The organism is Anaerobacillus alkaliphilus, from assembly GCF_004116265.1.
In the GTDB taxonomy this organism is placed as follows: Bacteria; Bacillota; Bacilli; order Bacillales; family Anaerobacillaceae; genus Anaerobacillus; species Anaerobacillus alkaliphilus.
In genome coordinates this window covers 236,320-252,706 of sequence record NZ_QOUX01000046.1, presented here as the reverse complement: position 1 = coordinate 252,706, position 16,387 = coordinate 236,320, and the positions used below count along the sequence as shown (strand labels likewise).

The 16,387-nt window shown below is 36.4% G+C and carries 15 protein-coding genes; all 15 read left to right on the top strand.

Going from position 1 to position 16,387, the window contains the following annotated elements:
• Positions 1–27 precede the first annotated feature (27 nt).
• The 15 genes from DS745_RS16410 (at position 28) to DS745_RS16340 (ending at position 16,342) form a co-directional block, all read left to right on the top strand.
• Positions 28–1,701, top strand: a complete 1,674-nt coding sequence (locus tag DS745_RS16410; RefSeq protein WP_129079317.1) for a ribonuclease J — start codon at positions 28–30, stop codon at positions 1,699–1,701.
• A 371-nt stretch (positions 1,702–2,072) separates the two neighbouring features.
• A complete protein-coding gene (locus tag DS745_RS16405; RefSeq protein ID WP_129079316.1) occupies positions 2,073–2,807 on the top strand; it encodes a ClpP family protease in 735 nt (244 codons plus the stop codon).
• A complete protein-coding gene (locus DS745_RS16400) occupies positions 2,804–3,013 on the top strand; it encodes a YlzJ-like family protein (protein ID WP_129079315.1) in 210 nt (69 codons plus the stop codon). The genes DS745_RS16405 and DS745_RS16400 overlap by 4 nt, the downstream gene beginning before the upstream one ends.
• A 302-nt stretch (positions 3,014–3,315) precedes the next feature.
• Positions 3,316–5,643, top strand: a complete 2,328-nt coding sequence (locus DS745_RS16395; RefSeq protein ID WP_129079314.1) for a DNA translocase FtsK — start codon at positions 3,316–3,318, stop codon at positions 5,641–5,643.
• 103 nt (positions 5,644–5,746) lie between these two features.
• Complete coding sequence (locus tag DS745_RS16390; protein WP_129080060.1) at positions 5,747–6,469, top strand: GntR family transcriptional regulator; 723 nt, start codon at positions 5,747–5,749, stop codon at positions 6,467–6,469.
• Between the two features lie 86 nt (positions 6,470–6,555).
• Complete coding sequence (gene yfmF, locus DS745_RS16385; RefSeq protein WP_338324557.1) at positions 6,556–7,851, top strand: EF-P 5-aminopentanol modification-associated protein YfmF; 1,296 nt, start codon at positions 6,556–6,558, stop codon at positions 7,849–7,851.
• Positions 7,852–9,135, top strand: coding sequence for an EF-P 5-aminopentanol modification-associated protein YfmH (yfmH, locus tag DS745_RS16380; RefSeq protein ID WP_129079312.1), 1,284 nt, complete (start codon positions 7,852–7,854; stop codon positions 9,133–9,135).
• Positions 9,136–9,157: 22 nt separating this feature from the next.
• The gene (gene ymfI, locus DS745_RS16375; protein WP_129079311.1) at positions 9,158–9,874 is read left to right on the top strand and encodes an elongation factor P 5-aminopentanone reductase; all 717 of its coding nucleotides are present in this window, start codon (positions 9,158–9,160) and stop codon (positions 9,872–9,874) included.
• A gap of 99 nt (positions 9,875–9,973) precedes the next feature.
• Positions 9,974–10,234, top strand: coding sequence for a DUF3243 domain-containing protein (locus tag DS745_RS16370; RefSeq protein WP_129079310.1), 261 nt, complete (start codon positions 9,974–9,976; stop codon positions 10,232–10,234).
• A gap of 213 nt (positions 10,235–10,447) precedes the next feature.
• A complete protein-coding gene (locus tag DS745_RS16365; RefSeq protein ID WP_129079309.1) occupies positions 10,448–11,221 on the top strand; it encodes a DUF3388 domain-containing protein in 774 nt (257 codons plus the stop codon).
• 18 nt (positions 11,222–11,239) lie between these two features.
• Positions 11,240–12,103, top strand: a complete 864-nt coding sequence (locus tag DS745_RS16360; RefSeq protein WP_161568291.1) for a helix-turn-helix domain-containing protein — start codon at positions 11,240–11,242, stop codon at positions 12,101–12,103.
• Between the two features lie 155 nt (positions 12,104–12,258).
• The gene (locus DS745_RS16355) at positions 12,259–12,753 is read left to right on the top strand and encodes a YajQ family cyclic di-GMP-binding protein (protein WP_129079307.1); all 495 of its coding nucleotides are present in this window, start codon (positions 12,259–12,261) and stop codon (positions 12,751–12,753) included.
• Between the two features lie 159 nt (positions 12,754–12,912).
• Positions 12,913–13,491, top strand: a complete 579-nt coding sequence (gene pgsA / locus DS745_RS16350) for a CDP-diacylglycerol--glycerol-3-phosphate 3-phosphatidyltransferase (protein WP_129079306.1) — start codon at positions 12,913–12,915, stop codon at positions 13,489–13,491.
• A 15-nt stretch (positions 13,492–13,506) separates the two neighbouring features.
• Entirely contained in the window at positions 13,507–14,766 is a 1,260-nt protein-coding gene (locus tag DS745_RS16345) for a competence/damage-inducible protein A (protein WP_129079305.1), read from the top strand.
• A complete protein-coding gene (locus DS745_RS16340) occupies positions 14,756–16,342 on the top strand; it encodes a DEAD/DEAH box helicase (protein WP_129079304.1) in 1,587 nt (528 codons plus the stop codon). The genes DS745_RS16345 and DS745_RS16340 overlap by 11 nt, the downstream gene beginning before the upstream one ends.
• Positions 16,343–16,387: the final 45 nt, after the last annotated feature.

Genomic DNA, 16,387 nt, shown 5'->3' with positions numbered 1-16,387 from the left:
TGAAAAAATTTAATATGGGAGGAACAAATGACGTTGATAAAGCAAGAGACAGATAAAGTACGTGTTTTTGCCTTGGGCGGTGTCGGTGAAATAGGTAAAAACATGTATGTAGTAGAGGTTGACGAAGACATCATTGTCATTGATGCAGGCTTAATGTTCCCAGATGATGAAATGCTTGGTATTGATATTGTCATACCCGATATTTCGTATTTAGAAGCAAATCTGGAACGTGTAAGAGGAATTATTTTAACTCACGGTCATGAAGATCATATTGGCGCTCTTCCATATATCATGAAAAAGCTCAATGTCCCTGTATACGGTACAAAATTGACGCTTGGTATTGTCAAGGGCAAGTTAGTAGAGAAAGGTCTAGACAAGAGTGTGGATTTAAGGCTAATTGATGGTAAATCGCAATTGAAAATAGGTACGACAACAGTGAATTTCTTTAGGACTAATCACAGCATTCCGGACTCTGTTGGTGTATGTATTGAAACAGCTCATGGCGCGATTGTTCACACTGGTGACTTTAAGTTTGATCAAAATCCAGTTGATGGTGTTTATTCTGATATTGGCAAAATGGCAACTATTGGAGAAAAAGGTGTTCTATGCTTACTTTCTGATAGTACAAACGCTGAACGGCCTGGAGTATCTATGTCAGAGAGTGTCGTTGGACAAGGAATCAAAGAAGCGTTTTACGGTGCAAAAGGTAGAATAATTGTTGCAACATTTGCCTCAAATGTCCACCGTGTTCAACAAGTTATTAATGCTGCACAAAAAACAAAGCGTAAAGTCACGGTATCCGGACGTAGTATGCTAAGAATTGTTTCTATTGCAATGGAGTTAGGCTATCTACATGTTAACGATGGAACTCTTATTGATATAGCAGATGTTGATAAGTACTCTGATGATGAAATTACTATTTTAACAACTGGGAGTCAGGGAGAGCCGATGTCAGCTCTTTCAAGAATGGCTAAAGGTGCTCATAGACAGATAACGATAAAATCATCCGACACGATTATTATCTCTGCGACACCTATTCCAGGAAATGAGAAATCTGTAACGAAAATTGTTGACTTATTGTTCCGTACTGGTGCTGATGTAATCTTTGGTCAAAAACAAGTACATACTTCGGGTCATGGTTACCAAGAAGAATTAAAGTTAATGCTGAATTTAATGAAACCTAAATATTTTGTACCGATCCATGGCGAATTTCGCATGCAACATGTTCATAGCAAAATAGCGAGAACTTGTGGAGTTAAACAAGATCGGATCTTCTTAATTGATAAAGGTGAGGTTATTGAATTCATAGATGGAGATGGAAAGCTAAACGGAAAAGTCCCATCAGGAAATGTCCTAATTGATGGCATTGGTGTTGGTGACGTGGGCAATATCGTCCTTCGTGATCGTAGGCTTCTCTCAAAAGATGGTATTCTAGTCGTTGTGGTGACATTAAACAAGGCAAATAACGTGATTATCTCAGGTCCAGATATTATATCTAGAGGTTTTGTGTACGTAAGAGAAAGTGAAAAGCTGTTAGAAGAGGCAAGTGCTTTAGTTACAGAAACACTTACGAAGTGTATGGTAGAAAATGTTAATGAATGGTCTTCTTTAAAAAGTAACATCAGAGACGTTTTAAGTCGTCATCTTTTTGAAAAAACTCGTCGTAGACCGATGATTTTACCGATCATTATGGAGGTTTAACGATACGTACGATTATCATAAATAGTTGTTGATCTCTATGGGATCAACAACTATTTTCTTTTAAAAAGGCTGTTTTCGCAAAGTTTATTTCTTTCGTAAAAATCCCAAAAACCGGATTTTTACACAAATCACTAAGAATTTACCACTAATTTAGTAGGTACTGCTCTTTTCTTACGTAATTTATTGGGTGATATCTTCATTTAGGTTATTTTTCCGATTATTTTAGGATAAAAAAGCCACAATGTTTACGAAAAGAGCCTTTTAAAAAGGCTGTTTCCCAAAATTCTAATTTTATAAAAGTTAACAATCATTCATAAATCCTCTTCACTCTCCTCATACTACTATTAGCTTATATTTAGAGGAGGATTAATATGGATTACCAAAAAGCTGAAACACAACCTGATGATCAAAAGGAAAAACAATCGAGTATTGTTGAAAAAATACAACAATTGGGTCAAACGAATGTTCCGCAAATGGAACAATCAAACATACATGTTTTCACAATTATTGGTCAAATTGAAGGGCATATGCAACTGCCACCGCAAAATAAAACGACGAAGTATGAGCATGTCATTCCGCAGCTTGTCGCGGCGGAACAAAATCAAAAGCTTGAAGGAATGCTTGTTATCTTAAATACAGTTGGTGGAGATGTAGAAGCAGGTCTGGCCATTGCTGAGATGATTGCTTCTATGTCAAAACCAACAGTTACATTAGTTTTAGGTGGAGGACATTCTATTGGGGTACCAATCGCTGTTGCATCTGATTATAGCTACATAGCTGAGACCGCTACAATGACGATCCATCCAGTACGTTTAACAGGCTTAGTTATCGGGGTGCCACAAACATTTGAATATCTAGATAAAATGCAGGAACGTGTCATTAAATTTGTTACTCGTCACTCTACAATCACGGAAGATAAGTTTAAGGAATTAATGTTCTCAAAAGGAAATCTCACTAGAGACATAGGTACAAATGTTGTGGGACCCGATGCTGTAAAATATGGACTTATTAATGAAGTAGGTGGAATTGGGAAAGCAATCAAAAAATTAAACGAGCTAATTGAACAAAGACGTGGAATTCAAAATAGCGGGGAGTTAGTGCAATGATTTTGTATACACCGGTTCCTCAAGAATTAATTTATCCTGAAGAGCAATCAGCCCAAAATCAAATAACCGTTGAGATCCAAGAAGGACAATTAGTCTTAGAGCAAGTGTCAATGAGGGAATTCAGAGTCGTTCGCCTGTTAAGTACTGATCCAAATGCATTTTTAAATGAGAACTATACACCTGGAAAAATGATTTCTTTATTTTAGCTCAAGGCTCTTTTCGTAAACTTTTTGGTTCAAAGTTTTCCGTTTCGAATAAGTATATTATGGATTACTTAGTGTTAACTTAGAAAAAAATGCCCATCAAACCTTATTAATTTTGCGAAAGCAGCCTAGCTAAATCATTTATCTAGTTTTTCGAGTTGTCGTTATGGTATAATAAGCATACTTAAGAAAAAAGTAGCAACAATCACTAAGAGCAGCCGTTTTTTCTTCGGCTGCTTCTTCTTACTTACTTTATAAGAAATACTTGTTGATGTTTTCATAGATTTTAGTATAGAGGTGAAACAATGGCCACAAGAAAAAAACAAAAAAAAGTAGAGTGGAAAAGACAGCTCAGTTTTGAACTCGTAGGATTATTCCTTATTGTATTAGCCTCGGTTGCTTTTGCTAGACTTGGTAGTGTTGGACAAGGTTTAACTCATTTATTCCGATTTTTCCTAGGGGAGTGGCATGTAGCCCTTACCATTGGATTATTTGTTACGTCACTTTATTTAATGATTAAACGAAAAGTTCCAAGCTTTTTTACGAGAAGATTACTTGGTGTGTATTTATTAGTCTTTGCAATTGTCTTATTAAGTCATATTCGACTATTTGATCTTTTCTCTAAACAAGGTGATTTCATAGATGGTTCAGTCATTCGCAATACTTGGGAACTTTACTGGCTTCAACTCCAAGGTGATATCGCCATTAATGATTTAGGTGGAGGTATGGTTGGTGCCATCGGCTTTGCGATTACTCATTTTTTATTTGCATCAAGTGGAACAGTTGTTTTTTCTTTATTTATGATAATTACCGCGATTATCTTAATTACCGGTAAATCGTTTACAGATCTCCTGTTAAGCTTTGTTACTCAAATTGGGACGATCTTTGGGCGTGTGTTTCATTCGTTAAAACAATATTTCATTAGTGTGCAGCAACAGTTTACAAACAAATGGGAAGAAAAGAAAAAGCAAATCGCTCACAAAGAACCTATTGTGGTCGTTAGCTCACAATCAGAAACAACCTCAGTAGAAACAGCACAACAACCTGAGCCAATCATTTATGATTTTGCTAGTAAAGCATACGACAATTCTAAAGAAAACAAAAAAGCCGAGAGTAATGTTCCAAAAGAGGGGCAAGAGGTAGAGGAAACGATTGATATAAACATTGAAACAACAGGTGTAGTTGCAGTTCAAGAGAATATTCATTATGCAGTTCCCACTCTAGATTTATTGAATAATCCAAAGAAAAATAATCAATCTCAAGAAAGACAACATATTTCTGCAAATGCCAGAAAGTTAGAACAAACGCTTGAGAGTTTCGGAGTGAAAGCGAAAGTATCGAAGGTTCATTTAGGTCCTGCGGTAACCAAGTACGAGGTATATCCGAACATCGGTGTGAAAGTAAGTAAGATTGTTAATCTAGCAGATGACCTTGCTTTAGCTTTAGCAGCAAAAGACATACGTATCGAGGCACCTATTCCTGGTAAGTCGGCAATTGGGATAGAAGTACCTAATCAAGAAGTAGCGATTGTTACGTTAAAAGAAGTTTTAGAGGCTACGAATGCGTATCCTGATGCTTCAAAGCTATTAATAGGTCTAGGTCGAGATATTTCTGGAGATCCTATTTTGGCTGAATTAAATAGAATGCCCCATCTGTTGGTAGCTGGTGCAACAGGTAGCGGAAAAAGTGTATGTATTAACGGCATTATTGTGAGCATTTTGATGAGGGCTAAGCCCCATGAAGTTAAATTAATGATGATTGATCCTAAAATGGTTGAGCTAAACGTATACAACGGAATTCCACACTTATTAGCTCCCGTTGTTACTGAACCGAAAAAAGCCTCTCAAGCTTTGAAAAAAGTTGTAAATGAAATGGAACGTCGCTATGAACTATTTGCTCATACTGGCACGAGAAATATCGAAGGTTATAATACGTTAATTGTAAATCAAAATGAAAAAAATGAAGCGAAACAACCAACATTGCCTTATATAGTTGTGATCGTGGACGAGCTAGCCGATTTAATGATGGTTGCTTCAAGTGATGTGGAGGATAGTATTACTAGACTTGCTCAAATGGCTCGTGCAGCAGGCATACACTTAATTATTGCTACACAGAGACCGTCTGTAGACGTAATTACGGGTGTAATTAAAGCAAATATTCCTTCGCGCATTGCCTTTGGTGTTTCTTCTCAAATAGATTCTCGTACCATCCTAGACATGGGTGGGGCTGAGAAACTACTAGGTAGAGGTGATATGCTATTCTTACCTGTAGGGGCTTCAAAACCAGTTCGAGTTCAAGGTGCGTTTCTTTCTGACGATGAGGTTGAAAATGTTGTTAATTTTGTTATTGCCCAGCAGAAGGCACAGTATCAAGAAGAAATGATGACAAAGGATGAAGAGCAAGTTACTGGTGAGGTTGCTGATGAGCTGTATGAGTCAGCTGTTGATTTAGTAATAGAAATGAATACAGCATCTGTATCAATGCTTCAACGTCGTTTCCGTATTGGGTACACAAGGGCGGCAAGGTTAATTGACGAGATGGAAGCCCGAGGCATAGTTGGTCCATATGAGGGAAGTAAACCACGGGAAGTTCTTATATCGAAAAAAGCTGAAGATGATGTTTCGTCTGGTTAGATTAGAACATATATTTACTGAAAGTTTGTAACACTAACAAAAAAACTAATTTTCGTGAAGATGTAGAGATAAATTTATGCGTTTACGTCTTGTAGGGGGAAAAATAGTGATAAAAGCTGATCATAGACCATTATATTTACAAGTAATTGATAAATTAAAGAACGATATAGAAACAGGTGCATATGAAGCAGGTGAACGCCTTCCATCTGAATTTGAACTTTCTAAGCAATTAGGAATTAGTAGGGCAACGTTAAGGGAAGCTCTTAGAATTCTTGAAGATGAAGGTGTAATAATGAGACGGCATGGTGTTGGTACATTCATCTGTAGCAAACCACTTTTTTCATCGGGGATTGAGGAACTTTTTAGTATTACAGAAATGATAAGACGTGGAAATCAAAAACCTGGAACTATTTTTTTGTCGTCAAATATTGTTGAGGCAACAAGTGATGATTGGGAAAAATTCCAAATTGAAAACTTTGATGATTTAATTGTTGTCGAGCGAGTTCGTACTGCAGATGAGGAACCAGTAGTGTATTGCTTAGACAAAATTCCTAAACAATATTTACCTAATTACAGTTCACATGATGCTCAATCAATTTTTGATAGTTTAGAAAAAGAGGGTACAACAATTTCTTATGCTCTGACCCAGATTGAGCCGATTGGCTATCATGAAAAGGTATCTGAAATCTTACATTGTGAACCTGAGACCTCACTATTAGTTCTAAAGCAAATGCATTATGATGATCGGGAAAGGCCAATCCTCTATTCAATAAATTATTTTCGCTCAGATAAATTTAAGTTTCATGTATTACGAAAAAGAGTATAAACTAATGAAGAGACCACTAACATGGTCTCTTTTTTGTAACTAGGGTATAATGAGTAACAGATTATGTGAAAATGGAAAAAAAAGGAGTGAGGTTATTGAATACGAAATTAACAGAGCAAAATGTGAATGGGATAAACCTTCACGTGATTGAAACAAATAAATATAAAACGAATACAATCGTCTTACATATTCGAACACCGCTAAATAAAGAAACTGTGACAAAACGTGCGCTATTACCTTACATTTTACAAAGCGGAACTGAGACTTTTCCTTCTAGATTAGAAATTAGAAGTTATTTAGACGAACTTTACGGTGCAACACTTGGTGTTGATGTCAGCAAAAAAGGTGAAAATCAAATCTTGTCGTTTCGAATGGATGTGGCAAATGAAAAATATTTAAAAGATAAAACACCTCTGCTTGAAGAGACGATTAAGCTTTTAGCCGAAATTCTCTTAAAGCCAACGAAAGAAAATAATGCCTTTGAGAGTTCAATTGTAAACAATGAAAAGCGAAATTTAAGTCAGCGAATACAATCTATCTTTGATGATAAAATACGTTATGCCAATATGAGGATTACGGAAGAGATGTGCAAAGACGAACCATATGGACTTTCTGTATGGGGCTATGAAGAAGAAATCACGGCAGTAACACCTGAGCAGATTTATGAGGAATATCAGGCCATGTTAGTTAATGACGACATTGATTTATACATTGTCGGAGATGTGCAAACAGAAGAGATCTCTAAATTAGTTGAAAAGTATTTTATTTTCCCAGGGAATCGTCTAACTAGGGATAGAAAAGAAGTTAGCGTTAACAGCAATCAGAAAGTCGAGAAAGAAAACGAGATCTTTGAAGAACAAGATATTAAACAAGGAAAGTTGCATATCGGTTTTCGAACTGCTACGACATATAATGATGAAGACTATTTTGCGATGCAAATGTTTAATGGACTTTTTGGTGGTTTCTCCCATTCAAAGCTTTTTATAAATGTTCGCGAAAAAGCAAGCTTAGCATATTACGCATCTTCGCGTTATGAAAGCCATAAAGGTATCTTGATGGTTATGTCTGGCATTGAATTTACTAATTATAGTCAGGCCGTAACAATCATTAAGGAACAGTTAAAAAGTATGCAAAGTGGAGATTTTACAGAAAAAGAAATTGAACAAACAAAAGCAGTTATCAAAAATCAGATTTTAGAGACTGTAGATGTAGCAAGAGGTTATGTAGAATTACTACACCATAATGCGATTGCGACTAAAAAAAGAACAATTGATGATTGGTTAACAGGGATTGACCAAGTGACAAAAGAGGATATTGTTAAAGTAGGCCAGAAGGTCCAACTTGACACCATTTACTTTTTAAAAGGGAAGGGGGAGAAGTAAATGAAGCAAATCTTATTTGAACAATTAAATGAAACGTTGTATCACGAAACGCTAGAAAATGGGTTAGAAGTTTATATCTTACCAAAAGAAGGGGTTAATAAAACGTATGCCACTTTTACGACAAAGTACGGCTCTGTTGACAATAACTTTATTCCGATTGGGGATAAAGAGTCTATAAAAGTGCCAGATGGAATTGCCCACTTCTTAGAACATAAAATGTTTGAAGACGAAGAAGGAGACGTTTTCCAATTATTTAGTAAACAAGGTGCATCAGCTAATGCATTTACTAGTTTCACCCGAACTGCCTATCTATTCTCAAGTACATCTGAGGTAGAGAAGAATTTAGTTACCCTTTTAGACTTTGTTCAACATCCTTACTTTACGGAGGAAAGTGTTGAAAAAGAAAAAGGAATTATCGGGCAGGAAATAACGATGTATGATGACAATCCAGATTGGCGAGTATATTTTGGAGTTATTGAAAACATGTTCCATCATCATCCGGTAAAAATTGATATAGCTGGTACCATAGAGTCAATTGATAAAATTACCAAAGACTTACTCTATACGTGTTATGAGACTTTTTACCACCCTAAAAACATGGTGTTATTTGTGGTCGGGGCTATTGAACCAGAAGCGATCTTTCAACTAGTAAAAGAAAACCAAGGGAAGAAAACGTTTAAAGAGATGCAAACGATTGAGCGTATTTTTGATCAGGAACCAGCGACCGTAGCAAAGACTAAGGAAGTCTTAAAAATGTCAGTTCATACCCCAAAATGCTTAGTAGGCTTTAAGGAAAAGGAACAAACGAAACAAGGGAGTGAACTGTTAAAGCATGAATTGAGTATTAACATCCTATTAGACTTAATGCTAGGTCAAAGTTCGAGTAACTATGAGAAATTATACAATGAGGGGCTAATTGACGATTCGTTTTCCTTTGATTATTCAGCAGAGAAAGGGTTTGGATTTTCAATTATCGGTGGAGATACGAAAGATCCAGATCAGTTAGTTCGTACACTTGAAGAAATGGTTCAGGCATTTACAAGTTCTCCGTTAGATGAAAAAGCGGTTACTCGTGCTATTAAGAAAAAAATTGGTGCTTTTCTTAGAGCGATTAATTCCCCGGAATACATTGCGAATCAGTTTACACGCTACCAATTTAATGAAATGAATTTATTTGACGTTGTCGATACGTTAGAAAGTCTAACAATCGAAGAACTAGCACAGAAAGCCAAAGAACATTTTGACTTAGAGATGTTTACTGTTTGTCAAGTTCTTCCTAAATAAAGGTAAAGGTTGAGGAGAAATTGTGAAATATGCATTAATTACAGGAGCAAGTGGGGGAATTGGTCGCGAAATAGCAACAGCATTAGCAAAAGAAGGATATGGGTTATACTTACATTACCATAAAAATGAAGATAGTATTGATCAACTAAGGGAAGAATTTGGACATTCAACTACTTGGAAAATTCAAGCAGATCTTTCGCACAAATCGGGTGTAGCAGACATTGTCAATCAAGTTCTTCACCCGATAGATGTCCTAATATTAAATAGTGGTGCGAGCTTCTTTGGATTACTAACGGATATGACTGATTCAAAAGTTGATGAAATGATTCAACTCCATCTGACGAGCCCATTATTATTAACGAAGGCATTTCTTCCTACAATGATCCAAAAGAAGACAGGGAAAATTGCGGTTATATCATCGATTTGGGGAGTAACAGGTGCTTCTTGTGAAGTGTTGTATTCCACGGTCAAAGGTGGTCTAAATACATTTGTTAAAGCTTTGGCTAAGGAAGTTGCTCCTAGTGGCATAAATGTTAATGGCGTAGCTCCAGGAGCAATCACAACATCAATGATGTCTCAATTTGACAAGGATGAAATAGCGTCTCTTTGCGAGGACATTCCAATGGGCCGATTAGGTAAACCAGAAGAAGTTGCGGACCTTGTTACGTTCTTGATTTCCGAAAAAGCATCTTATATTAATGGACAAATCATTAATATAAACGGTGCTTGGTATTGTTAAACTAATTTTTGAACAAAAGGTGAAATTGTTGTTCCTTCGTATATTTTAGTCTTAGTTTTGACAAAATAACTTCGAAGTACATTACAAGGAGGGACAACAATGTCTGTATTAGATAATTGGGAACAATGGAAAGGTTTTTTAGGCGACCGTTTACAGCAAGCTGAACAAGAAGGTATGAACCAACAAGTAGTTAACGACGTAGCTTACCAGGTTGGGGAGTACTTAGCACAACAGGTTGATCCTAAAAACGAACAAGAGCGTGTGTTAAGAGACCTATGGAATGTTGCTTCTGAAGAGGAACAACATGCAATTGCAAATATGATGGTTAAGTTGGTTAAAAATAACAATCAAGGTATGTAATAAAGCTTTTGGGTGTTGCTTAGGCAACACCTGTTTTTTTCGATAACTATACACAATAGAGTGAAATAATAATTTTGTATCATAATTATTCTATAAATCACTTTCATTCACAAAAAAAATGAATTATGATAGAAAAAAGAGGAATTTTGTTAGAAAAACTAGGTAAATAACATTCAATAAGACTAACATAATTATGTTAGAAGGGGTTGAAATATGTCTGTGAAAGAATGGTATTTAGAATACCAAATTCATAAAAATCGTCCTGGATTGTTAGGTGACATTGCGTCACTTCTTGGTATGCTTTCAATAAATATTGTTACAATTAATGGTGTTGATCATATGAGGCGTGGGATGTTAATTCGTAGTGAAGATGATGAACAAATCCAACGACTAACAATGATTTTAAGCACCATGGATAATATTTCAGTTACAAAAATTAGAGAGCCGAAGCTTCGGGACCGATTAGCGGTAAGGCATGGTCATTTTATTGAACGAGATAGTGATGAGAAAAAGGTTTTCCGTTTTGTCCGAGATGAACTAGGTATTCTTGTTGATTTCATGGCAGAACTGTTTAAGAAAGACGGTCATAAACTAATTGGAATTAGAGGAATGCCAAGGGTTGGGAAAACAGAGTCGATTGTAGCTGCTAGTGTATGTGCGAATAAGCGATGGTCATTTATTTCCTCAACATTACTAAGGCAAACAGTTCGTAGCCAGTTAGCAGATGATGAATTAACCGATAATAATATTTATATAATTGACGGCATTGTTACAACAATGCGTGCTACCGAAAAACATCGGATGCTCGTAAATGATATCATGAGATTAAGTTCCACAAAGGTAATTGAACACCCTGATATTTTTGTTAGAGAAACGGAGTATACGTTAGATGATTTTGATTACATAATAGAGTTAAGAAATAATCATGATGAAATAATCACTTATGAAGTTATAGACCCAGGTTTTTCTTCATTTGATATTAGTTAAAGTTGGTAGGTGTTAGCATTGTCAGAATTAGGACTTCGACTTAAAACAGCAAGGGAAGAAAGGAAACTTTCTTTAGATGAGCTTCAAAACATAACAAAAATTCAAAAACGCTACTTACAGGCGATTGAAGAAGGAAAATTGGAGATGCTTCCAGGGCAGTTTTATGTACGGGCCTTTGTGAGAAGTTATGCAGAAGCAGTAGGTATGGATCCAGAAATGATACTTGAAGAGCATGCAAATGAACTCCCTGCCTCAAATAAAAAGGTTGCAGACATTCCTCCAAGAGTACAGAGTAGGAGGGCGACTGGTACAAAAAAATCTCGAAGGTTTTTAGCATTGCTTCCTTCAGTTGTAGCAGTTGTTTTTATAATCTCAATATTTGTAGGAGTTTGGTATTTTCTTCAAGATAATTCTGCAGTAGACGAGGGAATTCCCAAGGATCAACTAGCATCTCCGGTTGAAGGAGGGCGGGACAATACGGCTCTTGTTCCTGAAACCGAAGTAGTTGAAGAGACTGAAGAAGAAGAAGTGGAAGAGGTTATTGAAGAAGAAGTACCGGAACAAGAATTAGTGGTTTTAGAAACGAGAGGTAATGAAACAATTTATGAAATCTTTAACGCTAGTGAATTCGCTTTTAAAATTGAATTGCAAGGAAAAAGTTACATTGGGATTGATAATCGTAAAGGCAAAACATTTCATGCTTCCAACGTAGATGGTGGAAAAACATTAACTTTCGATTTTACAGAAGAGGAAACAATTCAATTTAACTTCGGAGCCTCAAATAACGTTCAACTTTTTATTAATGATGAACCATTTGAGTTCCCTCAAGATATTGTCCATCAAAAAGTTACATTCCATTTTCAAAAAGGTGTCGAGCAATAAAGGTTACGTACGTAAATTGAGTCATCACTAAGATGGCTCTTTTTATGGTATCAACCTAATCTCAATAAGATATTAAAACTATACAATGCTGAAATTACACATCGGTTAATGAATGTGTTAAAATTATACTTATGTTTAATGAAAGGATGATGATTATGGCAAAAGAGCATTCTTTTGACATTGTTTCAGAAGTAAATATGCAAGAAGTCGATAATGCAATTGTTCAGGCTGTTAAGGAAATTGGTACTAGGTACGACTTTAAGGGCTCTAAAAGTTCGATTGAACGTACAGGTGATGAACAAATTACAATTATTTCTGACGATGATTATAAATTGGAAAGTGTCATTGATATTCTTCAAATGAAATTTATTAAAAGAGGCTTATCGCAAAAGGTGATGGAATTCGGCAAAATTGAAAAGGCATCTGGTGGTACGGTTAGACAAGTTATCTCCTTGGTGGCTGGAATTAGCTCTGAACGTGCAAAAAAAATAACTGTTGCCATTCGAGACTCAAAGCTAAAAGTAAAAGTACAAATTCAAGGTGATCAAGTGAGAGTAACTGCAAAAAGTATCGACGATCTACAAGCGGTGATACAATTAATAAAGGAATTAGATTTAGATTTTCCGGTACAATTTGTTAACATGAGATAACTACATAATCTACAAAAAAACTGATCGTGCAAACGCCTAGCTCAAGTAGAACTTTTTTTCCTCGTTTATTATTGGCTATTATTGAGAGTGTCCCTCTCAAGAGGGGGCCAGTAGCAAATGGAGTTTGGCGTTTGTACTTCAATTATAGGGAGGGTATTTGTGAACATACCGAATAAAATTACAATGTCTAGAATTATTCTCATTCCCCTATTTATGATTTTTTTACTAGCTCCAATTGATTTAGGAATTTTAACTATTGCAGGTCATCATTTACCAGTATCGCATTTAGTAGGGGCTTTACTTTTTATACTCGCCGCTAGTACAGATTGGCTAGATGGCTATTACGCTAGAAAGTATAACTTAGTAACGAATTTTGGGAAGTTTATCGATCCATTGGCTGATAAACTATTAATGACTGCTGCATTAATATCTCTAGTGGAACTAATGTTATTACCAGCTTGGATTGCCATTCTGATCATCAGTAGGGAATTTGCCGTAACAGGAATCCGTCTTGTTGCTGCAGCCGATGGACAAGTGATTGCTGCTAGTAATTTAGGGAAATGGAAAACAGTATTTCAAATTATTGCTGTTTCTGCCTTAATGCTTCACAATATGCCTTTTGAAATTGTTGGTATTCCTTTTGCGACAATTACTGTATGGATTGCAACCATTTTAACGATTGTTTCAGGATGGGATTACTTTGTGAAAAATAAGCACATTGTCCTGAAATCAAAGTAACAGGAGGTAGTACTTGTGAATGCAGAGATTATTGCTATAGGATCAGAGCTTTTACTTGGGCAAATTACAAATACAAATGCTCAATTTATTTCAAAGCAACTGGCCAATATCGGCGTGAATGTTTATTACCATACGGTTGTTGGCGATAACAGCGTCCGTCTAGTAGATGCAGTGGAGCATGCGAAAAAAAGATCGGATTTAATTATTTTTACTGGTGGACTTGGTCCTACGAAAGACGATCTTACAAAAGAAACTCTCGCCAAGTTAGTCGGGCGTTCTCTTGTGATTGATAAAGAGGCAGAAAGAAGTATCGAGTCATATTTTCAACGGAGAAACCGTGTGATGACTGAGAACAACCGTAAACAAGCGTTGGTCATAGAAGGATCTCATATTCTGCCTAATGACCAAGGAATGGCTCCAGGTATGGCTTTTCTTGATAGTGGTATCCATTATTTGCTTTTACCTGGACCTCCAAAAGAAATGCAACCGATGTTTACGACATATGGACTTCCGTATCTTTTTTCCAATCTTGAAGAATCAACACAAATCATCTCAAGAGTTTTAAATTTTTATGGAATAGGTGAGTCGCAGCTTGAAACAGAACTTCTAGATTTAATAGAAGCCCAAACCAATCCAACCATTGCACCTTTAGCAAAGGATGGGGAAGTGACCATACGTCTAACGGTTAAACATCAGAGTAAAGCAGTAGGGTTACAATTACTAGATGAATTAGAAAACTTAATTTTAGCAAGAGTAGGGGCTTATTTCTACGGCTATGATGATACTTCATTAACGAAAGAACTAATCACTATGCTTAATGACCAAAGTTTAAGTGTTGCTGCAGCTGAGAGTATTACTGGTGGGTTATTTTCGAGTGAAATTACAGCTCATCCTGGTGTTTCGAGTATTTTTAAAGGTGGAGTAACCTGCTACAGTAATGATGTAAAACAGTCTCTCCTCGAAGTGCCAAATGAAGTGATTGAACAGTTCGGCGCAGTAAGTGAACAATGTGCCAAGTATCTCGCTGAAAACGTAAGGTCTCTTTTAAAAGCCGATTTTGGAATAAGTTTTACTGGGGTAGCTGGTCCAACCAAAATAGAAGACAAAGAGGTTGGGACTGTTTTTATCGCAGTTGCAAAACTTGGCGAAGAGACAATTAGTTATCCAATCAACCTTGCTGGTACAAGGGAACAAATACAAAGCCGCTCAGTAAAGTATGGCTTGTATTGTCTGTTGAAACAATTACAAAAAGGTGGCAAAAAAAATGTACTTTGATGATTTTCAAATTTCAAATGAAATAAAAAAAGCAATAAAAGAGATGGGCTTTGAAGCTCCGTCACCAATACAAGAAAAAGTGATCCCTGTTATTCTTGAAGGTGGAGATGTTATAGGGCAAGCGCAAACAGGAACTGGAAAAACAGCCGCATTTGGAATTCCTCTTCTCGATAAAGTATCTAATGCACCATATGTCCAATCAATTATTTTAACTCCTACACGTGAGTTAGCGATTCAAGTCGCGGGCGAATTGCAAAAACTATCAAAATTTAAGCGTACACGTACGCTACCAATTTACGGTGGCCAGTCAATAGGTCATCAAATTCGTGCCTTGAAGCAAGGTGTTCATGTCATTATCGGAACACCTGGACGTGTTTTGGATCATCTGAGAAGAAAAACATTGAAATTAGACAAGGTTCATACGGTTGTTTTAGATGAAGCTGATGAAATGTTAGACATGGGATTTGTTGAGGACATTGAATCCATTTTAAAAGAGGTAAGCTCAGAGCGACAAACGCTTCTTTTCTCAGCAACGATGCCACAGGAAATTATGAAGCTATCTCGTAAATATATGAAGCAGCCAAAAGTTGTTTCAATAAATAAAGGTGAAGTAACAGCTCCTTCCATCGACCAGGTATACTTTAAAGTATTAGAAAAAAATAAGTTAGATTCGTTATGCCGTATTATTGATAGTGAAGAAATTGATTTAGGAATTTTATTTTGCCGTACCAAAAAAGGTGTTGCAGAACTGACTGAAGCCCTTCAAGCAAGAGGGTATATGGCTGATGGTCTTCATGGAGATTTAACGCAAATGCAACGTGACAGTGTTATGAAGAAATTCCGCGACTCTACAATCGAATTTTTAATTGCAACAGATGTAGCAGCTAGAGGGATTGACGTTGACAACGTTACACATGTAATTAATTATGATATTCCACAAGACCCGGAGAGTTATGTTCATAGAATTGGACGTACAGGTCGCGCTGGAAGAAAAGGATTAGCATTAACCCTTGTAACGCCAAGAGAAATGAAGCATTTACGTTCCATTGAGTCCGAGATAAAAATGTCCATTCCGTCTCAAGAAATTCCGACAATAGAGGATGTTGTTGAAAAGCAGCAAGAGTCTTGGAAGCAACAAATTGTTTCAATAATAGAAGAAGGTGAAGAACTGACACTTTTTGATTCGGTAGTAAACGAATTGCTTAGTGACTATCCACCAGAAAAAATAACTGCTGCCTTAATGAAAATTGCCTTCCACCGTGAATTTACTGTTGAAGACGACAGCTATAACTTTGGTGATACGGGTGCCGCTAAAGGAATGGTTCGTTTCTTTATCAATGTTGGTAGGAATGTCCAACTAACACCTAAAATTGTCATTGATGAGGTTTCAGAACTAGTGGGAATTCCAGCTAAGTCAATTGGTCGAATTGATATCTTTGAAAACTTTACATTTATCGAAGTTCCAGAAGACAGTGCACCTTTCCTTTATGAAGCATTACGCTATTCAAGATTAAATGGGGCTCGTGTCAATTTAGAACCAGCAAAACCAAGACCGAAACGAGAAAAGAAGGTTTAACTGCCTAAGTAATTAGAGGCTAGCTTCCATAGTATGGTAGGTGCA